The sequence below is a fragment of the Agrobacterium sp. a22-2 genome (assembly GCF_012276985.1).
Lineage (GTDB): Bacteria > Pseudomonadota > Alphaproteobacteria > Rhizobiales > Rhizobiaceae > Allorhizobium.
This window is the reverse complement of sequence record NZ_JAAXMM010000006.1, coordinates 98,693-123,864: the sequence shown is the minus strand read 5'-3', so window position 1 is coordinate 123,864 and position 25,172 is coordinate 98,693. Positions and strand designations below refer to the sequence as shown.

The following is a 25,172-nucleotide window of genomic DNA, read 5'->3' as shown; positions in this document are numbered from 1 at the left end:
CAGCTTTGGACACTGACCATTGGAGTGGACTTGAGTCGCACACGAGGGAGGGTCTGCAGGTGTTTGCGCAGATGCCGGAACGGCGCCGCCTACTTCTCCGCCCTTCTGCGCGCCACATTGGTGGCCATGACGCAGAGCAGTTCGAACATCATGGTGGCGCCGGCGAGCGCCGTCATGCCGGCGACATCGAAGGGTGGGGCGACCTCGACGACATCGGCGCCGACGATATCGACGCCCTCGAGCAGCCGCACCAGCGCCTGGGCCTCGCGGGTCGTGAAGCCGCCGATCTCCGGCGTACCGGTGCCGGGCGCCATGGAGGGATCGATGCTGTCGATGTCGAAGGTCACGTAGGTCGGGCCGGAACCGGCAATAGCGCGGGCTTCCGCCATGACATCCTCGACGCCGCGGCGCACGAACTCTTCCATATAGATGATGCGGATACCCTGGCCACGCGCCCAGTCATGGTCATTGGTCTCGTAGATCGAGCCGCGAATGCCGATCTGCACCATGCGTCTAGGATCGAGCAGGCCCTCCTCGATGGCGCGGCGGAACGGCGTGCCGTGGGTATAGAGATTGCCGCCGAAATAGCTGTCATTGGTGTCGGTATGCGCATCGAAATGGATGAGGCCGACCGGGCGGCTTTTGGCAACGGCCCGCAGCACCGGCAGGGTCGTCAGGTGATCGCCACCGGCCGACAGCGGCAGCGCGCCGGCCGAGACGATCGCCGCGATGCCGGCTTCAATGCGCTTCAGCCCGTCCATCAGGTCGATCGGATTGACCGAGACGTCGCCGACATCGGCGACATTGGCAATGCTGAACGGCTCGACGCCCGAGACATGATGGACGCGGCGCACCAGGCTCGACTGGTTGCGCATCTCCCGCGGGCCATGGCGGGCGCCGGCGCGGTTGGTGGTGCCGCCGTCCCAGGGAATGCCGACCAGCGCAATGTCGAGTCCTTCGGCATTGGTCACCGCCGGCAGCCGCATGAAGGTGGAATGGCCGGCAAACCGCGGCACTTCGGCGGCATCGACAGGCTGATGGAAATTCGAGGTCACCGGCGGCTCCATTCTCGGCATGCGTTATGTCACGGGCCGCAGGACGCGGCCGACCGCCCATAGGAGCAAAGTGCCGGGCCGCTGTAAATGTTGCATTGCGACAAAATCCGGAACCGGGCCGTCAGTCCAGCGGAACGTCGAAGACTTCGCCGGCCAGCAGCGGCCGGAACCGGTGCGGCTCGACGCCATGGCGATCGAGTGCGGCGCGCAGATGTTCGACCGGAGCGTCGATGGCCTCGTCGGTCAGCTGGAACGTGCCGAAGTGATGGCCGCTGGCATAGGCAGCACCGCAAAGTTTCAGGCCTTGGACGGCCTCGTCGGGGTTCTGGTGCTGGCCCTGCATGAACCAGCGCGGCTCATAGGCCCCGAACGGCAGGTTGGCGAGGCGGAAGGGGCCGTGTTTGACTGCGGCCGCCCGGTAGTTGATGCCGCCGTGAAAGCCGGTATCGCCGACATGGTAGATCTTGCCGGCCGGCGTCGAAATGACAAAGGCGGCCCACAGCGCCATGCGCCGGTCCCGCGTGCCGCGCGCCGACCAGTGATGGCAGGGCTCGGCATCGATGGCGAGGCCGTCCCAGTATTCCAGCCGGTCGCCCCAATCCATGTCGGAGATCTTGGCCTCCGGGATGGCGCGGTGGATGATCGTGTCATTGCCGAGCGGTGTGACGATATGCGGCCCATGCTCCTCAAAGAGCCGGGCAAGCGTTGCCAGATCCAGATGGTCGTAGTGATTGTGGGTGACGATGACGATGTCGATCGGCGGCAGGTCGTCGAAGGCGACACCCGGCGCCACGACGCGCTTCGGCCCGGCAAACGAGAGCGGACTGGCACGCTCCGACCAGACGGGATCGGTCAATATGTTGAGGCCGGCGACCTGGATCAGCAGGCCGGCATGGCCGATCATCGTCACCCGGAGGTCCTGGCCTTCGACCCGGTTCACCGGCTTTGCCGGCGCATGCGGGCTGGTGACGCGCTTCGGCCAGCGGGCGCGTTGGCCATTGAACTGCCACTTCATCAGGTCGCGAAAGCCGCCCGGCTCGACCCCTTGCGGATTGAAAAAGCGCGCTCCGTCGAAATGGTCGGAGACGGGGCCGAGATAATAGGGATTCTTGAGCTTGGGCATCGTCACCTTGCTTGCCGTTGGTCTGCGTCCCGGCAAATATGGGATATCGCAGGCGGCGCATCCAGCCGGCTATCGTGGAATTCGCAGGGCTGCAAAATGCCCCATGAGCCGCAAGGCGTAGCGCCGCCTTGACTTTCCGGGCCTTTTGCTGTTTATCGCCCCCAATCTGCGACGAGACAAGTACTCCGAGCCGCCGACCGGGACCCGTCAAGGTATAAAGAGATCCCGGAGGTCAACACCCGACAGCGCGATGCGCCCTCGGGTGCTTTTTGGCTTTGCGTCTTGTTTTCGTCATGGAAAAACACGAGGTTTTGGTCTCCCCCGTTTTGACCTGAACCACAAGGAAGAGCCGATGTTTGATAACCTCCAGGACCGTCTTGGTTCCATTCTGAATGGACTGACAGGCCGTGGCGCGCTGTCGGAAGCTGATGTTTCCGCCGCCCTGCGGGAGGTTCGCCGTGCGCTTCTGGAAGCCGACGTGGCGCTCGAAGTGGTGCGCGGCTTTACCGACCGCGTGCGGGAAAAGGCCGTCGGCGCTGCCGTGCTGAAGTCGATCAAGCCCGGCCAGATGGTCGTCAAGATCGTCCATGACGAGCTGATCGAGATGCTGGGCTCGGAAGGTGTGGGCATCGACCTGCATGCCGCCGCCCCGGTGGTCATCATGATGGTCGGCCTGCAGGGCTCCGGCAAGACGACGACAACGGGCAAGATCGCCAAGCGGCTGACCGACCGCGAGCGCAAGAAGGTCCTGATGGCCTCGCTCGACACCCGTCGTCCGGCCGCCCAGGAACAGCTGCGCCAGCTAGGGGTACAGACCGGCATCGACACCCTGCCGATCATCGCCGGCCAGTCGCCAACCGATATCGCCGCGCGCGCCGTGCAGGCCGCCAAGCTCGGCGGTCATGACGTCGTCATCCTCGACACTGCCGGCCGCACCCATATCGACGAACCGTTGATGATGGAGATGGCCGAGATCAAGCGGCGCTCCAATCCGCATGAAATCCTGCTGGTCGCTGATGCGCTGACCGGCCAGGACGCCGTGAACCTCGCCCGCAATTTCGACGAACGCGTCGGCATCACAGGCCTGGTGCTGACCCGCATGGACGGCGACGGCCGCGGCGGGGCGGCGCTCTCCATGCGCGCCGTGACCGGCAAGCCGATCAAGCTGATCGGCGTCGGCGAGAAGATGTCGGAGCTCGAGGAGTTCCACCCGCGCCGCATTGCCGACCGCATTCTCGGCATGGGCGACATCGTCTCATTGGTCGAAAAGGCCGCCGAAAATATCGATGCCGAGAAGGCGGCCGCCATGGCCGCCAAGATGGCCAAGGGCAAGTTCGACCTCAACGACCTCGCCGACCAGCTGAGCCAGATGCAGAAGATGGGCGGCATGGGCGGCATCATGGGCCTGATGCCCGGCATGGGCGGCATGAAGGACAAGATGGCCGCCGCCGGCCTCGACGACAAGCTGTTCAAGCGGCAGATGGCGATCATCTCCTCGATGACCAAGGCCGAGCGCTCCAATCCCGATATGCTGAAGCATAGCCGCAAGAAGCGCATTGCCGCCGGCTCGGGCACGGACGCCTCGGATATCAACAAGCTTCTGAAAATGCACCGCCAGATGGCCGACATGATGAAAATGATGGGCGCCAAGGGCAAGGGCGGCATGATGAAGCAGATGATGGGCGGTATGGCCGCCAAGATGGGCCTTGGTGGCATGGGCGGAATGGGCGGCATGCCCGATCTGTCCAGTCTCGACCCCAAGCAGCTGGAAGCCCTGCAGAAGCAGGCCGAAGCGGCCGGCCTCGGCCGTCCGGGCGGCATGCCGGGCATGGGCGGCGGTCTGCCGGGCCTTGGCGCCCCGAAGCTGCCGGGCCTCGGTGGCGGTTTCCCCGGCCTTCCAGGCCTGCCGAAGAAGAAGTGAGGGTGGCGATGAGCACGATTGATCCCAGCGTCAAGGAACAGTTAGCCGGCTACCGCCAGTCGATCGACAATATCGATGCGGCCCTTCTGCACATGCTGGCCGAACGTTTTCGCTGCACCCAGGCAGTCGGCGTTCTGAAGGCCCGATACGATTTGCCGCCGGCCGACCCGGCGCGCGAGGAATACCAGATCGAACGGCTTCGCCGCCTGGCGAAGGACGCGCATCTGGACCCGGATTTCGCAGAAAAATTCCTGAACTTCATCATCAGGGAAGTGATCCGGCATCATGAAGCCATCGCTGCCGATTACGACAGCACAACGGAACAAACCGCCTGAATCGGGCGGCCCCAGAAAGCACCAAGGAGTACCGAAATGCCATTGAAAATTCGTCTTGCCCGCGGCGGTTCCAAGAAGCGCCCTTACTACCAGATCGTCGTTGCCGACGCCCGCAGCCCGCGCGACGGCCGTTTCCTGGAAAAGGTCGGCGCCTGGAACCCGATGCTGTCCAAGGACAATGAAAAGCGCGTCGAGCTGAACGCCGAACGCATCAAGCATTGGATGGACAACGGCGCCCAGCCGACCGACCGCGTCCTGCGCTTCCTCGACCAGGCTGGCCTTGCCAACCGTCCGGCCCGCAGCAACCTGATCAAGGCAAAGCCGGGCAAGAAGGCCGTCGAGCGCGTCGCCGAACGCCAGCAGAAGGCTGAAGAGCTCGCTGCCGCTGCTGCAGAAGCAACGTCTGCCGAATAAATCCCTCACGGGATATCGATGCAACGGGCGGCATGTCTCATGCCGCCCGTTTGTTGTTTCTATTTTGCCCGCTTCATCTTAAAAGAAGCGACCAAATCGACCTGCGGAACTGGATGCCTGCTGAGATGACCACGCTCGAAAACCCCGTCTTGATGGCCGTGATCGGTGCAGCCCAGGGCCTGCGCGGCGAGGTCAGGGTCAAATCCTTCACCGCCGATCCGCTGTCGCTCGGCGATTACGGCAAGCTGCACAGCATGGACGGCCGCGTCTTCGAGATCCTGGAGATCCGCGAGGCGAAGACCGTGGTGGTCGTGCGCTTCCGCGGCATCAACGACCGCAATGCCGCCGAGGCATTGAACGGCCTGGAGCTCTATATCGAGCGCGAAGCTCTGCCCGACGACGAACTCGACGAAGACGAATTCTATTATGCCGACCTGATCGGCCTCGACGTGCATGATGCGGCCGGTATCGAATATGGCGCCGTCAGCGCCGTGCACGATTTCGGCGCCGGCGACCTCTTGGAAATCAAAGGCCCCGGCAAGCGCCCGGTGCTCATTCCCTTTTCTGAGGCCGCGGTGCTGGAAATCGACCTGGAGGGCGGCCGCCTACTGATCGACCCGATCGCCGCCGGCCTGAAGGACGATGGCGAGGAACCCTTCAGCAGCGCGGGAAAGCCGCCGCTTCCGGACGAGGACTGATCGCCCGCCATGACCTTCCGGGCCACCATCCTGACCCTTTATCCCGACATGTTTCCCGGACATCTCGGCCATTCGCTGGCCGGCCGGGCGCTAGAGCGTGGGCAATGGTCGCTGGAGGCCGTGCAGATCCGCGACTTCGCGACCGATAAACACCGCAGTGTCGATGACACGCCAGCCGGCGGCGGTGCCGGCATGGTGCTGAAACCGGACGTTTTGGCGCGCGCCATCGACCATGTCTCGACCGATGACGGACGGCCGCGCCTGCTGATGAGCCCGCGCGGCAAGCCGTTGACCCAGGAGCGGGTCCGGCAGCTGGCGGACGGCGACGGCATGGTGATCGTCTGCGGGCGGTTCGAAGGCGTCGACCAGCGCGTCATCGAGGCGCGGGCGCTGGAGGAAGTGTCGATCGGCGACTATATCCTGTCGGGCGGCGAACCGGCGGCCCTGACCCTGCTCGACGCCGTGGTGCGCATCCTGCCCGGCGTGATGGGCAACGATCTCTCCGGCGTGCACGAAAGTTTCGAGAGCGGCCTGCTGGAGCATCCGCACTATACGCGGCCCCAAGAGTTCGAGGGCCGCGAGATCCCGGCGATCCTGACCTCCGGCAACCACCGTGCCATCGAAGAGTGGCGCCACGCGCAGGCTCTGCAACTGACGCAAGATCGCCGGCCGGACCTGCTCACCGGCCGGACATCCAGGCCAGGCAACAAGGCCTGACGGCGCCGTTCTTTCGGCCTCAGCCGGTGATGAAATAATAGACGGCCAGTCCGGTGCCGGCAGCCATCACCAGCCAGCGCAGCACTTCCTGCGGCACACGCTTGGCAAGGCTGACGCCGGCATAGCCGCCGAGCGCCACGGCCGGCACCATGACCAGCGCATGCCACCAGGACACGGCGCCGGCGGCCGTGAAGACGGCAATCGCCACGGCGGCGATGATGATCGACAGGAAATTTTTGAGCGCATTGAGGCGGTGATAGGGGCCGCCGCTGGCAAGCCCCAGCGACGCCAGCATCATGATGCCCATGCCGGCGCCGAAGAAGCCGCCGTAAAACGACGTCGCGGTCTGGGTGAACAGGCCGAGCGGCGTGGCGGCATGGCTTTCGCCGGTATTTTTCGGACGCAACCAGGGACCCGCGGCAAAGACGGCGGTGGCGGCTAAAAGCAGCCACGGTACCATGCCGCGGAAGGCCGGATTGGATAGCGAGACCAGGAACAGCGCGCCGCCGAGCGCCCCGAGCGCCGAGACGAGGCCGAGCGCCAGCGCCGGCTTCCACAAGGTGCGGATTTCGCGGGCATAGGCAAGCGTCGAGGTGATATAGCCGGGAAACTGCACGATCGACGACGTGGCATTGGCGGATATCGGCGGCAGGCCGGCCAGCGTCAGGGCCCCGAAGGTCAGGAACGTGCCGCCGCCGGCAATCGCATTGACGACGCCGGAGAAAAATCCGGCGACAAACAACAGGCCCATCATTGCAATCGACATAAGGCGTTTCTCCGTGATCGGGCAGGGTTAAGGCCTTGAGCTTGATATCGCAAGCCGATCGGGCGCCGGAAGCGTCGATAAAAAATGCGCCGCATGGGATGACAAGCCGTGCCGTTTGGTGTATTGGCCGCGTCGGAAATGGGCTTTAGTCCCGTCTGCCAACAAACAAAGAGCATGCGTATTCGCTCCCGCCCCGTCAACGGGCGCATCCGGAGGCTTCGTCCGAAGGAATGTCGTTGAGCGCTCTGGCTGTTTCAGAAGAACCTGAGGTTAGACATGAACATCATTCAACAGCTGGAAGCCGAACAGGCCGCCAAGATCGAAGCCAAGCGCAAGCTCCCGGAATTTTCCGCTGGCGACACGCTCCGCGTCAACGTCACCGTCAAGGAAGGCAACCGTACCCGCGTACAGGCCTATGAAGGCGTTTGCATCGCACGCTCGGGCGGCGGCATCAACGAGAGCTTCACCGTTCGCAAGATCTCCTACGGCGAAGGCGTCGAGCGCGTATTCCCGGTTTACTCGCCGCTGGTCGAAAGCGTCGAAATCGTTCGCCGCGGCAAGGTCCGTCGCGCCAAGCTCTACTACCTGCGCGATCGTCGCGGCAAGTCGGCCCGTATCGTTGAAGATACCGGCACGCGCGCCCGCAAGCTGAACGACGCCGAACGCGCCGCCGTGGCCGAAGAAAAAGCCCGTCTGGAAGCCGAAAAGGTCGCAGCAGCCCAGGCCCTGGCCGCCGAAAAGGCAGCTGCCGAAGCCGCTGAAGCCAAGGCCGCTGAAGAAGCAGCTGCAGCCGCTGCTGCAGAAGCCGCCGCTGCTCCGGCCGAAGGCGCCGCAGAATAAGATTTCCCGTGTTGGGAATACGGACAAGGCGGCTTTCGAGCCGCCTTTTCTTTTTTGGAATCACCTCCCTTGCTCCGGCGGAAGATTGTGTGACACACTTTGGCAACCGCCAAGTCAGGAGCCGTTCCATGCCGTTGCGACGTATATTTTTGACCGGGCTCGCCGCCCTCGTTTTCACGCCCTTGGCGGCGATGGCCGCCAGCCTGCCGGATCTCGGCGGCAGGACCGTTACGGTTGTCACCGAAAACGCCTATCCGCCGCTGCAATTCATTGACCCGAAGAGCGGCAAGGCGATCGGCTGGGAATATGACGCGATGAACGACATCGCCAAGCGGCTGAATTTCAAGGTCGAGTACCAGAACACCAGCTGGGACGCGATGATCCAGGCGGTGTCCGACGGGCAATACGATATCGGCATGACCGGCATCACCATCAAGGACGAGCGCAAGGAGAAGGTCGACTTTTCCGATCCCTATATGCGCTCGCAGCAGTTCATGCTGGTGCGCGGCGACGAGAGCCGCTTCACCGATGCCAAGAGCTTTGCGGCGCTTGAGAGCGGCCTGATCGGCGCCCAGGCCGGCACGACTCCCTTCTACACCGCCGTCTACGAAGTGCTGGACGGCAACGAGCAGAATCCGCGCATCAAGCTGATGGAAACCTTCGGCGCCACCGTGCAGGCCCTGAAAACCGGCGATGTCGACCTGGTGCTGACCGACGGCACGGCCGGCAAGGGCTATGTCGATGCCTCGAACGGCGGGCTGAAGCTGATCGGCGAACCGCTCGGCTCGGAAGACTTCGGCTTCATCTTCGCCAAGGGGTCCGATCTGGTCGCACCCATCAATGCCGTGATCGCCGCCATGCAGGCCGACGGCACCCTGGATGCGCTGAACAAGACATGGTTCCTCGACTACAAGATGGGCCAATGATCGGCCCGCTGGCCCAACGGTCGCAACAGGGGCGCTGATGGGTTTCCAGACCCTCCCCAAGGGCGCCAAGAAGGCCGACTATCCCTGGTGGCTGGTGGCGTTCGCCATTCTGGCCGTCGGCGTGGCGGGCGTCATCGCCGTCAACGATCTCTATGCCCAGGTGTTTTCGATCGTCGGCGCCGGCATAGCCGTCACCGTCTTCGTCACGCTTGTCGGCTTTGCGCTGGCAACGGCCCTTGGCCTGCTCATCGCCCTGCTCGGCATGTCCGACAGCCTGGTGCTGCGCCAGTTTGCCCGCTTCTATATCGAGGTGATCCGCGGCATCCCCATTCTCGTGCTGCTGTTCTACATCGCCTTTGTCGGCGCGCCGGGCCTGGTGGCCCTGATCAACTGGCTGATGACGCCGCTTTTCAGCACCGGCTGGGCAGAGCCGCTGCAGGTGCGCGACCTCTCGCTGATGTGGCGGGCGATCTTCGCGCTGACCATCGGCTATTCCTCGTTCATCGCCGAGATTTTTCGTGCCGGCATCCAGTCGGTGGACGAGGGCCAGATCGAGGCGGCCAAGTCGCTGGGGCTTAACCGCACCCAGCGTTTTCGTCTGGTTGTCTTTCCGCAAGCCGTGCGGGTGATTTTTCCGCCGCTCTCCAACGATTTCGTCTCGATGGTCAAGGACAGTTCCCTGGTCTCGGTGCTGGGCGTGGCCGACGTCACCCAGATGGGCAAGGTCTATGCCGCCGGTTCCTTCCGGTTTTTCGAGACCTATTCGATCGTCACCTATATCTACCTGCTATTGACCATTGGCCTGTCGCTGGCGCTGCGCCGGCTGGAACTGCGCATGCGCAGCCGCGGCGCTCCCGACGACTGATCCGGCTGCGGCACACGCTGCACCCTTCAGCAAAATTATTGCCGGAACAGTTCTAAACTGCTATGGAAGCCGTCATGGGATCGAAATTCGGATGTCTCGCGCCTGATATCTACGTGCTGCAGGACCACAAGCGCCTGCCGGCCCGCTTTTTTGCGCGCGTTTTCGGGGCACTCACCGGCCGCCTTTCATAAGGCCGCTGGCGCGGATCATGCGACGTTTCCGTCGATGGTCTTCGCAGTCTACGACCCCCTTTTACCTCTCCATTGGATGTCACAATCATGAGCGCACCCCGCACCCTTTACGATAAAATCTGGGACGACCATCTGGTCGACAGCCAGGCCGACGGCACCTGTCTTCTCTACATCGATCGCCACCTCGTGCATGAGGTAACGAGCCCGCAGGCTTTTGAAGGCCTGCGCATGACGCACCGCGCCGTGCGCGCGCCGCAAAAGACGCTGGCGGTCGTCGACCACAACGTGCCGACCTCACCGGATCGCCATCTCGGCATCAAGAACGAGGAAAGCCGCATCCAGGTGGAAGCGCTCGCCCAGAACGCTGCCGAATTCGGCGTCGAATATTACTCGGCCAGCGACAAGCGCCAGGGCATCGTGCACATCGTCGGCCCGGAACAGGGCTTCACCCTGCCCGGCATGACCATTGTCTGCGGCGACAGCCACACCTCGACCCACGGCGCCTTCGGGGCACTGGCCCACGGCATCGGCACATCGGAGGTCGAGCACGTTCTGGCCACCCAGACGCTGATCCAGAAGAAGGCCAAGAACATGCTGGTGCGGGTTGACGGCGTCCTTCCGGACCACGTCACCGCCAAGGACATCATTCTCGCCATCATCGGCGAAATCGGCACCGCCGGCGGCACCGGCCACGTCATCGAATTTGCCGGCGAGGCGATCCGCGCCCTGTCGATGGAAGGCCGTATGACGGTGTGCAACATGACGATCGAAGGTGGCGCCCGCGCCGGCCTGATCGCGCCCGATGAAAAGACCTTCGAATACATCAAAGGCAAGCCGCGCGCCCCGAAGGGCGAAGAGCTGGAACAGGCGATCGCATACTGGAAGACCCTGCAGACCGACGAAGGCGCCCATTACGACCGCGTCGTCGTGCTGAACGCCGCCGACCTGCCGCCGATCGTCTCCTGGGGCTCCTCGCCGGAGGATGTCGTGTCCGTCCAGGGCGTGGTGCCGAACCCCGACCTGATCGAAGACGAGAACAAGCGCACCTCGAAATGGCGGGCGCTCGACTATATGGGCCTGAAGCCGGACACCAAGATCACCGATATCGCCATCGACCGGGTGTTCATCGGCTCCTGCACCAATGGCCGCATCGAGGACCTGCGCGAAGTGGCCAAGGTCGTCGAAGGCCGCACCGTGGCCCCAACCGTCTCGGCGATGATCGTGCCGGGCTCGGGGCTGGTCAAGGAACAGGCCGAGGCCGAAGGCCTCGACACGATCTTCAAGGCGGCCGGCTTCGACTGGCGCGAGCCGGGCTGCTCGATGTGCCTGGCCATGAACGACGACCGCCTGAAGCCGGGCGAGCGCTGCGCCTCGACCTCGAACCGCAATTTCGAAGGCCGCCAGGGCTTCAAGGGCCGCACCCATCTGGTGTCGCCGGCCATGGCCGCCGCCGCCGCGATCGCCGGCCACTTCGTCGATATCCGCGAGTGGAAATAAACCGGTATCCATAGACGCTCGGCCGCAGCACCACACATGAGGGCGCTGCGGCCGATGGCCGTGATCTATCGTAGCTCCAGCAGCAAGGCCCTGTGGTCGGAAACCTCCGGCTGCTCGACCACGTCGAACCGCACCACCTCGACCTCAGGCGTGACCAACATGTAGTCGGCGAAGCGTCCCGGCTTGCGATAAAACGATGTGCGCGTATCGACAAAGCCGCGCGTCGTGACAAGATCGGTCAAGCCCAGCCCCGCCAGCGTCTCGAACGTCCGGCTGCCGGGCAGCACGTTGAAATCGCCGCACACGACAAGCCTTTCATCGCCGGGCCAGACCTGCCTGATCAGGGCGGCGAGCGCCTGGGCCTGGGCATCGCGCTCCGGCATGTCGCCCTTGCCGGCCACGTCGCGCAAGCCGTGCATCTGCGCCACGGTGACGGAAAAACCCCCGTCATAGCTGAAGACGCGCAGGCAATGGGCATTGCGGGCCCGCGGATGCGGTCCCCAGCCATCGGGCGAGAATGCCCGGTGCACGAAGCCGACAGCCTGGCCGATCACCGGATAGCCCCGGCGCACGAAGGTTGCCAGCCCGAACTCGCAGGGCACAGCCTTGTCGCCGTCGAAGAGGTCGCCACGGGAGGTCGGATGGAAGGACCCGTCATGCCCGGGAAGTACCGCCCGGATCTCATCGAACAGATGGGGCCGCTGCGGCAGTTCGACATCGCGATCCCGGTAGGCCAGCCAGTCGGCCGCGGCAACGGCGCTGCTCACCACCTCCTGCAGGCACAGGATGTCGGGGTCCGCGGCGGCCAGATAGTCCATCAGCGGCGCGTGCAGAGTGCCGCCCCATGCGTTCAATGAGAGTATCCGCATGCCATGCCCCTTCCGCTGCAGCGACCCATGAATGACGTGTCTCTCGCGACCTTAGCGCCACAAAACAAGACCCACAACGCCGGAGCGATGCGGGTCTTGTGTCGTTATTCAGGCATTGCGCGGGCGATCAGAACGTCGCCGTTTTCGGATCCGGGCCCATACGGGCCGAACCGCTGTCGAGCTTGTCAAGCTCGCCCAGATCGTCGGCTGTCAGTTTAAAGTCGAACACTTTAAAATTCTCGACGATGCGCGACGGCGTCACCGATTTGGGGATGACGACGAGGCCGTTGTCGATATGCCAGCGGATGATCACCTGGGCCGGCGTGCGGCCATGGCTTTCGGCAATCCGGCCGATCACCGGATGGCTGAGCAGCTTGCCCTGGCCGAGCGGGCTCCAGGATTGTGTGACGATGCCATGCTGCTCGTGGAAGGCGCGATGGGCCTTCTGCTGGAAATCCGGATGCAGTTCGATCTGGTTGATCGCCGGCACCACACCGGTCTCGGCGATGATCCTGTCCAGGTGCTCGGGATCAAAATTCGACACCCCGATCAATTTCGCCCGGCCTTCTTCCTTCAGCCGGATGAACGCCTTCCAGGTATCGACGAACAGGCCGCGATGCGGCGACGGCCAGTGAATCAGGTAGAGATCGACATAGTCGGTGCCGAGCCGCTTCAGACTGGCGTCGAAGGCCTTGAGCGTCGAATCGAAACCCTGCTCGCTGTTCCACAGCTTGGTGGTGAGGTAGATCTCGCCGCGGGCAAGGCCGGACTCCCGGATGCCCTGGCCGACGCCGTCTTCGTTGTCATAGATGGCGGCCGTATCGACATGGCGATAGCCCGCATCAAGCGCCGCCTTGACCGCCGGGACGGCTTGGTCATTCGGCGTCTGCCAGACGCCGAGCCCGACCTGCGGAATCCGGGCGCCATCGTTGAGGGTAATATGGGGTTGGTCGATCAAATGGATATCTCCCATGAATTGGCAAATGAAACGGACGGGGCCTGAGGGGCTGTCCTGGCTGATGACAGGCGAAGGTCACCGTGCGAGCCCCTATGTAACGGGGTGCCTGTCCTAGATAGGTTCTGCCGGCGACATTTTAAGGCCGGACGGACAATCTTTACCGATCCGGCCTCAAATGACGCGGACCACCCGGCCTTTGTGCAACAGTGGCAGAAGGCGGCGCATATCGGTCGGGCTGACGGCGATGCAGCCCTCGGTCGGCGCATATCCTGATTTGGCCAGATGGAAGAAGATCGCCGAACCGCAGCCGCGCCGCCGCTGCGACATGTTCCAGTCCATGACGAGGCAGACATCGTAGAGATGATCGGCCCTCAGCAAGTCCTCATGGTTGGCGGCAAAGGGCGCCCTGACCGGCCGGTTATAGGCCGCATGGCCGGGCGCATCGCACCACAGCATGCCGCCGACAATCGACTTCAGAGGTAAGGGGCTGATCGGTGCCCGGAACCGGTCGCGCCGCACGAAGCCGGAAAGCAACGTCATCGCGGCAATCGGCGTGGCGCCGTCGCCTTCGCGCTTCATCACCGTCCGGCCGGAACGGCCAAGGGCCGCCCGCATGACGACCGGCCCGACGCGTACGGTCGCCTTGGTCCTGTCGCGCGGGCTGACGCGGACGATGATATCCGGCTTTTTTATCTTCGCTTTTTCGCTGGCCCGACGCATTATGCTCACAAGTTTTTGCTTTGCCTGTGATTTCAATTGTATTCATAGCGGGCTGGCAAAGACAACTGCGCTCTGGTTTCGCCAAAGGGACCGGAGCAAGGCCTGTGACGGCATGCATTGCAGCGATATGGGAGACCGAACTTCATGACGGCACGCACCATTCTTCTGGTCGATGATGACGACGACCTGCGCGACACCCTGGTGGAGCAGCTGTCGCTCTACGAAGAGTTCGTGTTGCAGCAGGAATCGAACGCCACCAAGGGCATGCAGGCGGCGCGGGGCGGTCAGATCGACCTGCTGATCATGGATGTCGGCCTGCCGGATATGGACGGGCGCGAGGCGGTGAAGCTGCTGCGCAAGGGCGGCTTCAAGGCGCCGGTGATCATGCTGACAGGCCACGATACCGACAGTGACACCATTCTGGGCCTGGAAGCCGGCGCCAACGACTATGTGACCAAGCCGTTCCGCTTTGCCGTGCTGCTGGCCCGCATCCGCGCCCAGCTGCGCCAGCACGAGCAGAGCGAGGATGCCACGTTTACGGTCGGTCCCTACCTGTTCAAGCCGAGCCAGAAGCTGCTCACCACCGACGATGGCAAGAAGATCCGCCTCACCGAAAAGGAAGCGGCGATCATCCGCTATCTCTATCGCGCCGGCCAGAAGGTCGTGACCCGCGACGTGCTGCTCGAAGAAGTCTGGGGATACAATTCCGGCGTGACCACCCACACGCTGGAAACCCATGTCTATCGCCTGCGCCAGAAGATAGAACGGGATCCTTCCACCGCGGAAATCCTGGTCACGGAGAACGGCGGCTACAAGATCATTCCGTAAGGAAAAGGAACCGGCATGGCGCTTAGCGATGACATGGAACTGCTTTCGGCCGTTCCGCTGTTCCAGGATCTGGACAAGGACCAGCTGCGGCTGATCGCTTTCGGCGCCGAGCACCGGCCGATCAGTGCCGGCCAGGCGCTGTTTCGGGAAAAATCACCGGCCGAATGCGCCTATGTCATCGCCCGCGGCCGTTTCGAACTGTCGACGCTCGGGCGTGGCGGCAAGCCGAAGGTCGAGGCCATTGCCGAGCCCGGCACCATGCTGTCGGAACTGGCGCTGGCCACCATGGTGGAGCGCAAATACACCGCCATCGCGCTCGAGGATTCCAACGTCATCCGCATCACCCGCGCCCTGTTCCACCGGCTGCTCGAGGAATATCCCGAGATGGCCGAAATCCTGCAGAACCGCATCCGCCAGAATATCGCAGCGCTTGCCACCCAGGCGGCCTCGCTCGGATATCGGTTCACCTGATCGTGAGACCGGCATCGGCGCAGGCGCCTCTTCAGAGAGAAAAATGCGCGGTGACCGGCACGTGGTCGGACGGCCGGTCCCAGCCGCGGGCGTCCCGCAGGATGTCGATGCGCTGCAGCAGCGGCCCGAGATCGGCCGAAGACCAGATATGGTCGAGGCGGCGGCCCTTGTCGGCGGCATCCCAGTCCTTGGCCCGGTAGCTCCACCAGGTGTAGAGTTTGTCGGCCGGGTCGACGACCTGGCGCATCAGGTCCACCCAGCGCCCCTTTTGCATGACGTCCAGCAGCCCGTCGGTCTCAACAGGCGTATGGCTGACGATCTTCAGCATCTGCTTGTGCGACCAGACATCGTTTTCAAGCGGCGCGATGTTGAGATCGCCAACGAGAATGGCCGAGACTCCGGGCTCGGCTTCGGCATTCAGCGCCTTCATCTCCTCGATGAAATCGAGCTTGTGGCCGAATTTCGGGTTCACGTCGCGGTTCGGCTCGTCGCCGCCGGCCGGCACGTAGAAATTATGGATGCGGATGCGGCGGCCGCCCTGTTCGAAGATCGCCGAGATGTGCCGGCTATCGCCCACCCCGCAATAGTCCTGGCGATGATCTTCGGTTAGCGGAAATTTTGAGGCGATGGCCACGCCGTGATAGCCCTTCTGGCCATGCAGGATGATATGCTTGTAGCCCAGCGCCTGCAGGGGCTCGGTCGGGAACTGGTCGTTCTGGCACTTGATTTCCTGCAGGCAGAGAATGTCGGGCTGGACCTCGGAGAGCAGGCGCTCGACGATCGGCAGACGCAGGCGGACGGAATTGATGTTCCAGGTGGTGATCGAAAATGCCATGCGGTCCTGTCCCTGCCCTCGTCGCGCCGCCCATGGCGCTCAACGAGGTTTAGGCAATCAGGACGGCCTTGAACAGTCAAAAGGCGCCGACCCCTGGGGCCTGCGGCGCCTTTTCCACATTGCTCACACCGAGCCCGCTCAGTCCTTGTTGACGCCGCGATTGCGCACATCCTCGTAAGGCACTTCGAAAACCTTGGGGTCGAAGGCCAGGCCGTTCTGGACGTTGAAGATCATCACCGAGGTGTCCTTGGCCTGCGCATCGGTGATCGTCCACTGGCGCAGATCGTAGGTCTTCGGATCGAACATCAGCGTGATGGTCGAATCGCCGAAGATCGACTTGTCGCCGAGCACGATCGTCGTCAGATCCGCCTCCTGCTTCACGTCGCGCACCATCTGATGACCAAGATCGATCTTGTCGGACAAAAGCAGGCTGAGCGGTGTCTTCGACAGCGGGTAGATGTCCCAGGTCTTCAGCTTGACATTGCCGATGACGACATTGCGGCCATCCGAGATCACCCGCATCGGCGACGGCGCCTCATAGTTGAAGCGCAGCTTGCCCGGACGTTCGATGAAAAACTTGCCGGCCGTCTGTTCGCCGCGCGGTCCGAACTGCACGAACTCGCCAGTCATGGTCTTCACCGACGAAAAATGGTCGGCCACTTTCTGCGCCGCATTTTCGTCGGCGGCGGCAAAGGCCGATGGCCCGAACAGCCACACCGCAGTGCCAAGACCCGCGGCACCGGCGATCAACCGGCGGCGCGTCAGAACGGAACGCGACAGATGGGTTGGCGAAAGATCGGCTTTGATGTCAGACATTTCAATCTCCTTCAATGCGCCTTCCCTCGCCGAAAAACACGGCGTCATCATGACGATGACCGGCAGGCGCCGGCAGGTGGCGATGTCCGGACCGCAGAAGCGCTCCGGAACGGTTCTAGCGTTCGATGATATCGGCTTCCGTCGGCACCAGAATCTCGCGCTTGCCAGCGTGGTTGGCAGCCCCGATCAGGCCCTCCTTCTCCATGCGCTCGATCAGCGAGGCGGCCCGGTTGTAGCCGATACCGAGGCGCCGTTGGATATAGGAGGTGGAGGCCTTGCCATCGCGCAGCACGATGGCCACGGCCTGGTCGTAAGGGTCGTCCGAATCGGCCAGGTTGGCCGCACCGGCCGGACCGCTGCCGCCTTCGTCGTCATCGTCGTCGATGGTGATCGCGTCGAGATATTGCGGCGAGCCTTGCGTCTTGAGGTAAGCGACGATCTCCTCGACTTCGGTGTCGGACACGAAGGGACCATGCACGCGCTGGATGCGGCCGCCGCCGGCCATGTAGAGCATGTCGCCCATGCCCAGCAGCTGCTCGGCACCCTGTTCACCCAGGATGGTGCGGCTGTCGATCTTCGACGTCACCTGGAAGGAGATACGGGTCGGGAAATTGGCCTTGATCGTGCCGGTGATGACATCGACCGAAGGACGCTGCGTCGCCATGATCACATGGATGCCGGCGGCGCGCGCCATCTGGGCCAGCCGCTGCACGGCGCCTTCGATATCCTTGCCGGCCACCATCATCAGGTCGGCCATTTCGTCGATGATGACGACGATATAGGGGATCGGCTGCAGGTCGAATTCTTCCGTCTCGTAGATCGCCTCGCCGGTCTGGCGGTCGAAGCCGGTCTGCACGGTGCGGGTCAGCACCTCGCCCTTTTCGATCGCCTGCTCGACGCGACTGTTGAAGCCGTCGATATTGCGCACGCCGATCTTCGACATCTTCTTGTAGCGCTCTTCCATCTCGCGCACCGTCCATTTCAGCGCCACGACGGCCTTCTTCGGATCGGTGACGACAGGCGACAGCAGATGGGGAATGCCGTCATAGACGGAGAGTTCGAGCATTTTCGGATCGATCATGATCAACCGGCACTTCTCCGGCGTCATGCGATAGACCAGCGACAGGATCATCGTGTTGATCGCCACCGACTTGCCCGAGCCGGTGGTTCCGGCGACCAGCAGATGCGGCATCTTGGCGATGTCGACGATAACCGGCTCGCCGCCGATCGTCTTGCCGAGCGCCATGGCAAGCTTGGCCTTGCTCTGCTCGAAATCTCTGGAGCCGATCATCTCGCGCAGGTAGACGGTCTCGCGGCGCTGGTTCGGCAATTCGATGCCGATGGCGTTGCGGCCGGGCACCACGGCGACACGCGCGGCGATCGCGCTCATCGAGCGGGCGATATCATCGGCAAGGCCGATGACGCGCGACGACTTGATGCCGGGCGCCGGCTCCAGTTCATAGAGCGTGACGACCGGACCGGGGCGCACATGGATGATCTCGCCCTTGACGCCGAAATCCTCCAGCACGCCTTCCAGCATGCGGGCATTCTGCTCCAGCGCTTCGGCCGACAGCGTGGCATCGCGCGCAATGGCCTTGGGTTCGGCCAGAAGATGGATCGGCGGAAGCTGGAAGCCGTCCGGACGGATGAACGAGGTCTGCGCCTCCTTCTCGATGCGGGCGCCGGGCTTGGGCCGCGGCGGCGGCGCGGCAACCCGTGCCGAGGCCCGCGGTGGGGCAGCGGATGCAGCGGGACGGGCCTCCGGTGGGGCGACCCATCCGTAATCCACATCCTCGTCGTCATCCGGCAGGATGCCGACCGGTCGCCGGGGAGAGGCGTCCATGTCGAAATCGCCGTCATCGTCATGGCTGGAAATCGGCGGGGCGGCAACCACCCGCCGCCGTTCCGCCGGCATGTCCATCGGCGGCTCGGCCCGCATGCCGTCGCCCATGACCTTCGGTCGCACCGGCTCGTTCAGCGCACCGAATTCGTCATCGTTGAAATCATAGGGCTGTTCGAACTGCGACCGGTCGCGGCGGCGCGGCTTGACGCCGAACAGCCGGCGGATACGGGTCTGCGTCATGTACCAGCCATGGGCCATGGCACCGAAAGCCAGCGCAAAGGGACCGGCGCTATCGTCCTCGTCGTCCTCGACGACCGGTTTGGCAGGACGCGCCTTGACCGGCTTGATCGGCGCCTCGTCCTCATCCGGCTCGACCATCTCGCGGCCGATGATGCCGGCGGCAAAGAGCAGCAGCCAGATCGCCGGAACAGAAAAGATGCCGCCGACCACCATGGCGAAATTGCCGGTCGGATAGGCGCCGATGAACAGTGCCGGGAACCGCAGGATCATGTCGCCGAGCACGCCGCCGATACCGTTGGGGATCGGCCAGGTCAACGGCGGCGGGAAGCAGCCGATGACGGCAGAGGCTACCAGCGCGCCGACCAGCCAGGTGGCGATGCGCGCGGGGATGCGATTGATCGTCCGGCCGGAAATCAGCGCCAGCGACCAGGCGAGCACCGGCAACAGGGCAATGACGCTGGACAGGCCGAGAAACTGCATCATCAGATCGGCAAAGGCAGCACCGGCATAGCCGAGGATATTGGTCGGCTGATTGCCGGTGGCGTAGGAGAAGCTCGGATCGGCGACATTCCATGTGGCAAGGGCAGCGACGGCCAGCACCAGGAACAGGAAAAGCCCGAATCCGGCCAACGCCAGGATCTGTCGCACCACGAATGCGGTGATGGCCAAACGGCCGGAGCGCTCCTCCATCGACGCTGACGTGCTTCTGCTCATAATTTTCCGCCTGCCGTTCTTGATAGGTCCGTGACTTGCCGCTGCGGCAAGAGAAGTTCACTCGAACCACGCATGCCCCGCTCTGTGGCAGAGTATCAACGGGTCGGTTAACACCCCTTTAACCATGGAGAGGTTTCGCGGCCCTTGTTGGGCAAAAGGCACAGACCTTTATCGCAAGCGGCGACAGCAGGGCCGTGCGGAGGACAAAAAAATAGCCCGGACATTGCTGTCCGGGCCAAACGCGTCTTTCAGGAAAGCCGCGACGGGAGGAAACGCGGCGCCGGAGACCGGCGCCGCGTCGCACTTAAGAGTGATAGGCTGCTTCGCCGTGGGAGGCGAGGTCGAGACCTTCGCGCTCGGCTTCCACCGGAACGCGCAGGCCGACGATGACATCAACGATCTTGAACAGGATCGCCGAGCCAATGCCCGACCACAGAACGGTGACGATGACGCCCTTGAACTGTGCCCAGACCTGGGTCACCGTGCCGGCATAACCTGCAGCGAAATCGGCCGTCGAATAATCGACGATGCCAGCGCCGCCGAGAGCCGGGTTGACGAAGACGCCGGTCAACAGGGCACCGATGATGCCGCCGATGCAGTGAACGCCGAAGACGTCTGCGGTGTCGTCATAGCCGAACTTGTTCTTCACGGTAGAGACGAAGAAGTAGCAGATCGGCGAGACCACGAGGCCCATGACGATGGCGCCCATCGGGCCGGCAAAGCCGGCGGCAGGCGTGATCACGACGAGACCGGCAACGGCACCGGACGCTGCACCCAGCATCGAGGCCTTGCCGCGGCTGAAGGTTTCGACGATCGCCCAGGAGACGATGGCGGCGGCGGTGGCAACGAAGGTGTTGATCATGGCAAGCGCGGCATAGGCGTTCGATTCCAGGTTGGAACCGGCGTTGAAGCCGAACCAACCGACCCACAGCAGCGAAGCGCCGACCATGGTGAGCGTCATGGAATGGGGTGCCATCATGTCCTTGCCGTAACCGGTGCGCTTGCCGACCATGATGGCGCCGACGAGACCAGCGATGCCGGCATTGATGTGGACGACGGTGCCGCCGGCGAAGTCGATGGCGCCGAAGCCGAAGATCAGGCCGGTCGGGCCGTCATAGGCGCTCGGGCCGCCCCAGAACCAGACCATGTGGGCCATCGGGAAGTAGATGAAGGTGAGCCACAGGATGGTGAAGAGGATGACGGCGGAGAACTTGATGCGTTCGGCGAAGGCACCGATGATCAGGCCGGGCGTGATGGCGGCAAAGGTCATCTGGAAGACGACGAAGGTCAACTCCGGAATGGCGACGCCCTTGGAGAAGCTTTCCGCCACCGTCGTGACGTCGACGCCGGCCAGGAACATCTTGGAGAAACCACCGACAAAGCTGTTCAGCGAACCGCCGTCGGTAAACGCCAGCGAATAGCCGTAGGCGACCCAGACGAGCATCGCGACTGCGGCGATCATCAGAACCTGCATGGCCACCGAAAGCATGTTCTTGGTGCGCACGAGACCACCGTAGAACAGGGCCAGGCCCGGCACGGTCATCAGAAGAACCAGCGCCGACGAGATCAACATCCAGGTGGTGTCGCCCTTGTCAACGGTCATGGCCGGAGCAGCCGCTGCTGCTTCGGCAACGGCCGGAGCGGCCGCGTCCTGCGCAAAGGCGATCGCCGGCGCCAGCAAGGCGGCCGTGGCGGCGCTCAAGCGCGCGATAGAAGATGGAAATTTGGAAAATGACATCAGAAACAACTCCCCTTACAGCCGTTCTTACAACGCTTCGGTATTGGTTTCGCCGGTACGAATGCGCACGGCCTGATCGATCGAGTAGACGAAAATCTTTCCATCGCCGATCTGCCCGGTCTTGGCGGCAGAGGCGATAGCCTCGACAGCCTTGTCCGCGATATCGGACGCGACCGCGATCTCGACCTTCAACTTCGGCAGAAAGCTAACGGCATATTCCGTTCCGCGATAGATTTCGGTGTGTCCCTTCTGACGTCCGTATCCCTTGACCTCGGTCACGGTCAGGCCCTGAATGCCAACAGCGGTCAGAGCCTCGCGGACCTCATCGAGCTTGAACGGCTTGATAATGGCCATCACAATCTTCATCTGGTTTCCCATCCTTATGTTTGTCCTTCGGCGCGGAGCCGACTCTCCTTGCCGCTGGCAAGATCAATTAAGCAGCGACTGGCTTGTGACATTCAAAGTATGTGCCAGATTGGAGGCCGGGGAATAAGTTATTGAATTCTAAAGACTATAAGATAATCAGCTAAGAAACAGGCAGTTGAATGGCCGTTGGGCGGGCAAATCTTGTGCACTTTTCAAAAAATGCTCAATAATTAATCATTTGCCTTTTTCCGAATCAGGCCTTCCTGCGCCACCGAGGCGATCAAAGACCCCGTCCGACTGTAGAGGCTGCCCCGGGTCATTCCGCGCGCTCCAAAGGCACTCGGGCTGTCCTGGGTGTAGAGCAGCCAGTCGTCGAGCGCCGAGGGACGATGGAACCACATGGCATGATCGAGGCTGGCGACCTGCAGGCTAGGGTCGAAGATCGATCGGCCATGGGCATAGAGCGAGGTGTCGAGCAGCGTCATGTCGGAAAGATAGGCGAGCACCGCCGCCTGGTAGTGCCGGTCATCAGGGACGGCACCGGTCGGCCGCACCCAGATATGCGCTTCCGGTTCCAGCTTGTCCTTGGTGAGATAGTGGACGAGCGATACCGGGCGGATTTCCACCGGCCGCTCGCGACCCCAATATTTGCGAACGTTTTCAGGCGCCTGGGACAGGAAAACCTCGCGGAATTCGGTCTCGCCCATCAGCTCTTCCGGCTGCTTGACATCCGGCATGGCGACCTGGTGGTCGAACCCTTCCTCCTCCTGCTGGAAGGATGCCGACATCGAGAAGATTGCCTTGCCGTGCTGGATGGCGACCACGCGCCTTGTGGCAAAGCTCGAGCCGTCGCGAATGCGCTCGACCTGGTAGATGATCGGCACGGCCGGATCGCCGGGCCGCATGAAATAGGCATGCAGGGAATGGACGAAGCGGTCGGCCTCCACGCAGCGCTGCGCCGCCATCAGGGCCTGGGCGATCACCTGGCCACCGAACACCCGCTGCCAACCGACCTGCGGGCTGCTGCCGCGAAAGAGGTTGACCTCGAGGTTTTCCAGGTCGAGCGTCCGGATCAGCTGATCCATGGCGGTCTGGTTTTCACGCTCCTGCGACATTTTTGACGACCCCGGTTGTAGGAAGATGTTCAAGGCTGATCTATATAGGACAGAACACGGATACAAGCAGCAAGGGAGCGCGCCATGTTGGATCTGATTGTCGTCGGCGGTGGGTATGTGGGCCTGTCGGTCGCCCTCGCAGTCAAGCAGGCGGCCCCTCACCTGTCGGTCGAGGTTGTCGAAGCGGCGCCCGAAGGCCAATGGCAGAAGGACCTCAGGGCATCGGCCATCATCGCGGCTGCGACCCGCATGCTCGAGGTCTTCGGCATCTGGGATAGGATCGCGCCCGACGCCGAGCCGATCACCCGGATGATCGTCACTGATTCGAAGACCGGCGATCCGGTGCGCCCGGTTTTCCTGACCTTCGACGGCACCGTCGAAAACGGCCGGCCTTTCGCCTACATGATCCCCAATGTCAGCATGGTGGCAGCGCTGCGCGACGCCGCGGCCAAGGCCGGCATCGCCATTCGCCACGGCGCCGGGGCAACCGGCTTCAACAACAGCGGCCCGGCGGCCGAACTGACGCTGTCGGACGGCGCGATGCTCAACGCCCGGCTGGTGGTCGCCTGCGACGGGGTGAAATCGAAGCTGCGCGATCTGGCCGGCATCAAGACGGTGACCTGGGATTACGGACAATCCGGCATCGTCACGACGGTCGAGCACGAGCGTCCGCACGAGGGCTGCGCCGAGGAGCATTTCCTGCCAGCCGGCCCCTTCGCCATCCTGCCGCTGAAAGGCAACCGTTCGTCGCTGGTCTGGACCGAGCGCACGGCCGATGCCGACCGGCTGGTGGCCGCCGATGACCTGGTCTTCGAGGAGGAACTGGAGCGGCGCTTCGGCCACAAGCTCGGCGCCCTGAAGGCCACCGGCGACCGCCGCGCCTTTCCGCTTGGCCTGACGCTCGCCCGCGCCTTCGTCGCGCCGCGCCTGGCGCTGGCCGGCGATGCGGCCCACGGTATTCACCCGATCTCCGGCCAGGGCCTCAATCTCGGCTTCAAGGATGTGGCAGCCCTTGCCGAAACCATCGTCGAGGCTGACCGCCTCGGTCTCGACATCGGCGACCTCAACGTCCTGGAGCGCTACCAGACCTGGCGGCGCTTCGACACGTTCCGTATGGGCGTGACGACGGATGTGCTGAACCGGCTGTTTTCCAACGATGTCGCGCCGATCCGAGTGGTCCGCGATTTCGGCCTCGGTCTGGTCGACCGCCTGCCGAAGCTGAAATCCTTCTTCATCTCGCAGGCGGCCGGCACCGCCGGCAAAGGTGGGCCGAAACTCCTGGCCGGCGAGGCGATTTGAAACCGGATCAAGGACGGCAAATCAAAGCTCACGCGTCGATCTTGCGGGCCTCGGACACCAGCATGATCGGAATACCGTCGCGGATGGGATAGGCGAGCCGCGCCTTTTCCGACACCAGTTCGTTATTCTCCCGATCATAGGCAAGCCGCCCGCGGGTCAGCGGGCAGACCAGCAGTTCGAGCAGTTTCGGATCGACCCGGCTCAGCTTCTCATCCATCGAGGCCATGCTCCTTCACTGCAGCATCGTATCGACATCGCCGAAATCGCGTGCCAGCAGGATTTCCGTGATCGCCACCAGCGTCTCGGCGCGGGTCTTCAGATCCGGCGCCTCCAGCAGGGCCTGCTTTTCGGCCGGCCCGAACGGCGACATCATCGACAGGGAATTGACCAGGGTCAGGTTGCTGGCACGCTTGACGCTGTCCCAGTCCGCCTCCAGTTTGTTGGCTTCGAGATAGGCTCGGAAAGCCGAAAGCAGGCCGTCCCGATCAACCGTGCTCTCTTCCTGCGCCGATGACAGGTCGGCGATGAACGGTGCGATGCGCACCGTGCGATAGGGCCTGTGGCCGGCGATTTCATCGATCACCCGGAACCGACAGACGCCGCCGAGCGACACGATGTAACGCCCGTCGCCCGTTTCCGCCCATGACGTGATGCGGCCGATGCAGCCCACCTGGCAAAGCGCCGGCGCTTCCTGTGCGTCGAGCGCGGCTTCCGGCTCCGTGAGCGCCGGCTGCACGATGCCGATCAGACGATTGCCGGCCAGTGCCGCATCGAACATCGCCAGATAGCGCGGCTCAAAGACGTTGAGCGGCAATTGCCCGCCGGGCAGCAGCAGGGCCCCTGCTAAGGGAAAGATCGGCAATGTCTCTGGAACATCACCTGCCGTCAGATATCTGGCATTCCCGACCTGCATGAACGCCTCCCACGCCAGGCCTTACGGCGCGAAATCGCGCCCACCTTGGTTCTTCCTATCAAATTGGCGCAGCCGAAGCGAAACTCAAGGGCGCGCCGG

At 63.3% G+C, this 25,172-nt stretch carries 26 protein-coding genes; 12 read left to right on the top strand and 14 right to left on the bottom strand.

Features of this window, described 5'->3' with window-relative positions:
- Window positions 1–89: 89 nt before the first annotated feature.
- Entirely contained in the window at window positions 90–1,055 is a 966-nt protein-coding gene (speB, locus tag HFC70_RS11205; protein WP_168473323.1) for an agmatinase, read from the bottom strand.
- 121 nt (window positions 1,056–1,176) lie between these two features.
- Window positions 1,177–2,178, bottom strand: a complete 1,002-nt coding sequence (locus HFC70_RS11200; RefSeq protein ID WP_168473322.1) for an MBL fold metallo-hydrolase — start codon at window positions 2,176–2,178, stop codon at window positions 1,177–1,179.
- A 352-nt stretch (window positions 2,179–2,530) separates the two neighbouring features.
- Between HFC70_RS11200 and ffh the strand changes: the two genes are divergently transcribed.
- From ffh to trmD, 5 genes are all read left to right on the top strand, one after another.
- A complete protein-coding gene (gene ffh / locus HFC70_RS11195; RefSeq protein WP_168473321.1) occupies window positions 2,531–4,099 on the top strand; it encodes a signal recognition particle protein in 1,569 nt (522 codons plus the stop codon).
- An 8-nt stretch (window positions 4,100–4,107) separates the two neighbouring features.
- On the top strand, window positions 4,108–4,434 hold the full coding sequence (locus HFC70_RS11190) for a chorismate mutase (RefSeq protein ID WP_168473320.1): 327 nt from the start codon (window positions 4,108–4,110) through the stop codon (window positions 4,432–4,434).
- Between the two features lie 36 nt (window positions 4,435–4,470).
- Entirely contained in the window at window positions 4,471–4,848 is a 378-nt protein-coding gene (gene rpsP, locus HFC70_RS11185) for a 30S ribosomal protein S16 (RefSeq protein ID WP_168473319.1), read from the top strand.
- Window positions 4,849–4,973: 125 nt separating this feature from the next.
- Window positions 4,974–5,546, top strand: a complete 573-nt coding sequence (gene rimM / locus HFC70_RS11180; protein ID WP_168473318.1) for a ribosome maturation factor RimM — start codon at window positions 4,974–4,976, stop codon at window positions 5,544–5,546.
- A gap of 9 nt (window positions 5,547–5,555) precedes the next feature.
- A complete protein-coding gene (trmD, locus tag HFC70_RS11175; protein ID WP_168473317.1) occupies window positions 5,556–6,263 on the top strand; it encodes a tRNA (guanosine(37)-N1)-methyltransferase TrmD in 708 nt (235 codons plus the stop codon).
- Between the two features lie 19 nt (window positions 6,264–6,282).
- On the opposite strand, the gene HFC70_RS11170 is transcribed toward trmD, so the two are convergent.
- Entirely contained in the window at window positions 6,283–7,029 is a 747-nt protein-coding gene (locus tag HFC70_RS11170; protein WP_168473316.1) for a sulfite exporter TauE/SafE family protein, read from the bottom strand.
- Window positions 7,030–7,305: 276 nt separating this feature from the next.
- Here HFC70_RS11170 and rplS point away from each other — a divergent pair, with 276 nt between their 5' ends.
- The 4 genes from rplS (at window position 7,306) to leuC (ending at window position 11,348) form a co-directional block, all read left to right on the top strand.
- Window positions 7,306–7,869 (top strand): 50S ribosomal protein L19, encoded by a 564-nt coding sequence (rplS, locus tag HFC70_RS11165; protein ID WP_168473315.1) that lies wholly within the window; start codon window positions 7,306–7,308, stop codon window positions 7,867–7,869.
- 128 nt (window positions 7,870–7,997) lie between these two features.
- On the top strand, window positions 7,998–8,795 hold the full coding sequence (locus tag HFC70_RS11160) for a transporter substrate-binding domain-containing protein (RefSeq protein WP_168473314.1): 798 nt from the start codon (window positions 7,998–8,000) through the stop codon (window positions 8,793–8,795).
- A gap of 37 nt (window positions 8,796–8,832) precedes the next feature.
- On the top strand, window positions 8,833–9,660 hold the full coding sequence (locus HFC70_RS11155) for an amino acid ABC transporter permease (protein WP_168473313.1): 828 nt from the start codon (window positions 8,833–8,835) through the stop codon (window positions 9,658–9,660).
- A gap of 278 nt (window positions 9,661–9,938) precedes the next feature.
- A complete protein-coding gene (gene leuC / locus HFC70_RS11150; RefSeq protein WP_168473312.1) occupies window positions 9,939–11,348 on the top strand; it encodes a 3-isopropylmalate dehydratase large subunit in 1,410 nt (469 codons plus the stop codon).
- A 65-nt stretch (window positions 11,349–11,413) separates the two neighbouring features.
- Here the strand turns inward: leuC and HFC70_RS11145 are convergent, their stop codons facing one another.
- The 3 genes from HFC70_RS11145 to HFC70_RS11135 form a co-directional block, all read right to left on the bottom strand.
- A complete protein-coding gene (locus HFC70_RS11145; protein ID WP_168473311.1) occupies window positions 11,414–12,217 on the bottom strand; it encodes an endonuclease/exonuclease/phosphatase family protein in 804 nt (267 codons plus the stop codon).
- Window positions 12,218–12,344: 127 nt separating this feature from the next.
- Complete coding sequence (locus HFC70_RS11140) at window positions 12,345–13,175, bottom strand: aldo/keto reductase (RefSeq protein WP_168473310.1); 831 nt, start codon at window positions 13,173–13,175, stop codon at window positions 12,345–12,347.
- Between the two features lie 171 nt (window positions 13,176–13,346).
- Window positions 13,347–13,895, bottom strand: a complete 549-nt coding sequence (locus tag HFC70_RS11135) for a L,D-transpeptidase (protein WP_168473520.1) — start codon at window positions 13,893–13,895, stop codon at window positions 13,347–13,349.
- Window positions 13,896–14,039: 144 nt separating this feature from the next.
- On the opposite strand from HFC70_RS11135, the gene HFC70_RS11130 reads away from it, so the two are divergent.
- Window positions 14,040–14,723 carry a response regulator transcription factor gene (locus HFC70_RS11130; RefSeq protein WP_168473309.1) on the top strand — a complete coding sequence of 228 codons (684 nt, stop codon included), beginning with the start codon at window positions 14,040–14,042 and terminating at the stop codon, window positions 14,721–14,723.
- Window positions 14,724–14,738: 15 nt separating this feature from the next.
- Window positions 14,739–15,194, top strand: a complete 456-nt coding sequence (locus HFC70_RS11125) for a cyclic nucleotide-binding domain-containing protein (protein WP_168473308.1) — start codon at window positions 14,739–14,741, stop codon at window positions 15,192–15,194.
- A gap of 31 nt (window positions 15,195–15,225) precedes the next feature.
- Here HFC70_RS11125 and HFC70_RS11120 read toward each other — a convergent pair whose 3' ends face one another.
- The 6 genes from HFC70_RS11120 to tesB all read right to left on the bottom strand — a co-directional run bounded on the left by HFC70_RS11120 (window position 15,226) and on the right by tesB (window position 22,861).
- The gene (locus HFC70_RS11120; protein WP_168473307.1) at window positions 15,226–16,029 is read right to left on the bottom strand and encodes an exodeoxyribonuclease III; all 804 of its coding nucleotides are present in this window, start codon (window positions 16,027–16,029) and stop codon (window positions 15,226–15,228) included.
- 138 nt (window positions 16,030–16,167) lie between these two features.
- The gene (locus HFC70_RS11115; RefSeq protein WP_168473306.1) at window positions 16,168–16,845 is read right to left on the bottom strand and encodes an outer membrane lipoprotein carrier protein LolA; all 678 of its coding nucleotides are present in this window, start codon (window positions 16,843–16,845) and stop codon (window positions 16,168–16,170) included.
- 115 nt (window positions 16,846–16,960) lie between these two features.
- The gene (locus HFC70_RS11110; protein ID WP_168473305.1) at window positions 16,961–19,642 is read right to left on the bottom strand and encodes a DNA translocase FtsK; all 2,682 of its coding nucleotides are present in this window, start codon (window positions 19,640–19,642) and stop codon (window positions 16,961–16,963) included.
- A gap of 304 nt (window positions 19,643–19,946) precedes the next feature.
- Window positions 19,947–21,380: an ammonium transporter gene (locus HFC70_RS11105; RefSeq protein WP_168473304.1), complete on the bottom strand. Its 1,434-nt coding sequence runs from the start codon at window positions 21,378–21,380 to the stop codon at window positions 19,947–19,949.
- Window positions 21,381–21,407: 27 nt separating this feature from the next.
- Window positions 21,408–21,758 carry a P-II family nitrogen regulator gene (locus tag HFC70_RS11100; protein ID WP_168473303.1) on the bottom strand — a complete coding sequence of 117 codons (351 nt, stop codon included), beginning with the start codon at window positions 21,756–21,758 and terminating at the stop codon, window positions 21,408–21,410.
- A 218-nt stretch (window positions 21,759–21,976) separates the two neighbouring features.
- Entirely contained in the window at window positions 21,977–22,861 is an 885-nt protein-coding gene (gene tesB / locus HFC70_RS11095; RefSeq protein ID WP_168473302.1) for an acyl-CoA thioesterase II, read from the bottom strand.
- Between the two features lie 60 nt (window positions 22,862–22,921).
- Between tesB and HFC70_RS11090 the strand changes: the two genes are divergently transcribed.
- Window positions 22,922–24,160, top strand: coding sequence for a ubiquinone biosynthesis hydroxylase (locus HFC70_RS11090; RefSeq protein ID WP_368669628.1), 1,239 nt, complete (start codon window positions 22,922–22,924; stop codon window positions 24,158–24,160).
- A 28-nt stretch (window positions 24,161–24,188) separates the two neighbouring features.
- On the opposite strand, the gene HFC70_RS11085 is transcribed toward HFC70_RS11090, so the two are convergent.
- Entirely contained in the window at window positions 24,189–24,377 is a 189-nt protein-coding gene (locus tag HFC70_RS11085; RefSeq protein WP_168473300.1) for a Trm112 family protein, read from the bottom strand.
- 15 nt (window positions 24,378–24,392) lie between these two features.
- Window positions 24,393–25,073, bottom strand: coding sequence for an LON peptidase substrate-binding domain-containing protein (locus HFC70_RS11080; protein ID WP_168473299.1), 681 nt, complete (start codon window positions 25,071–25,073; stop codon window positions 24,393–24,395).
- Window positions 25,074–25,172 lie beyond the last annotated feature (99 nt).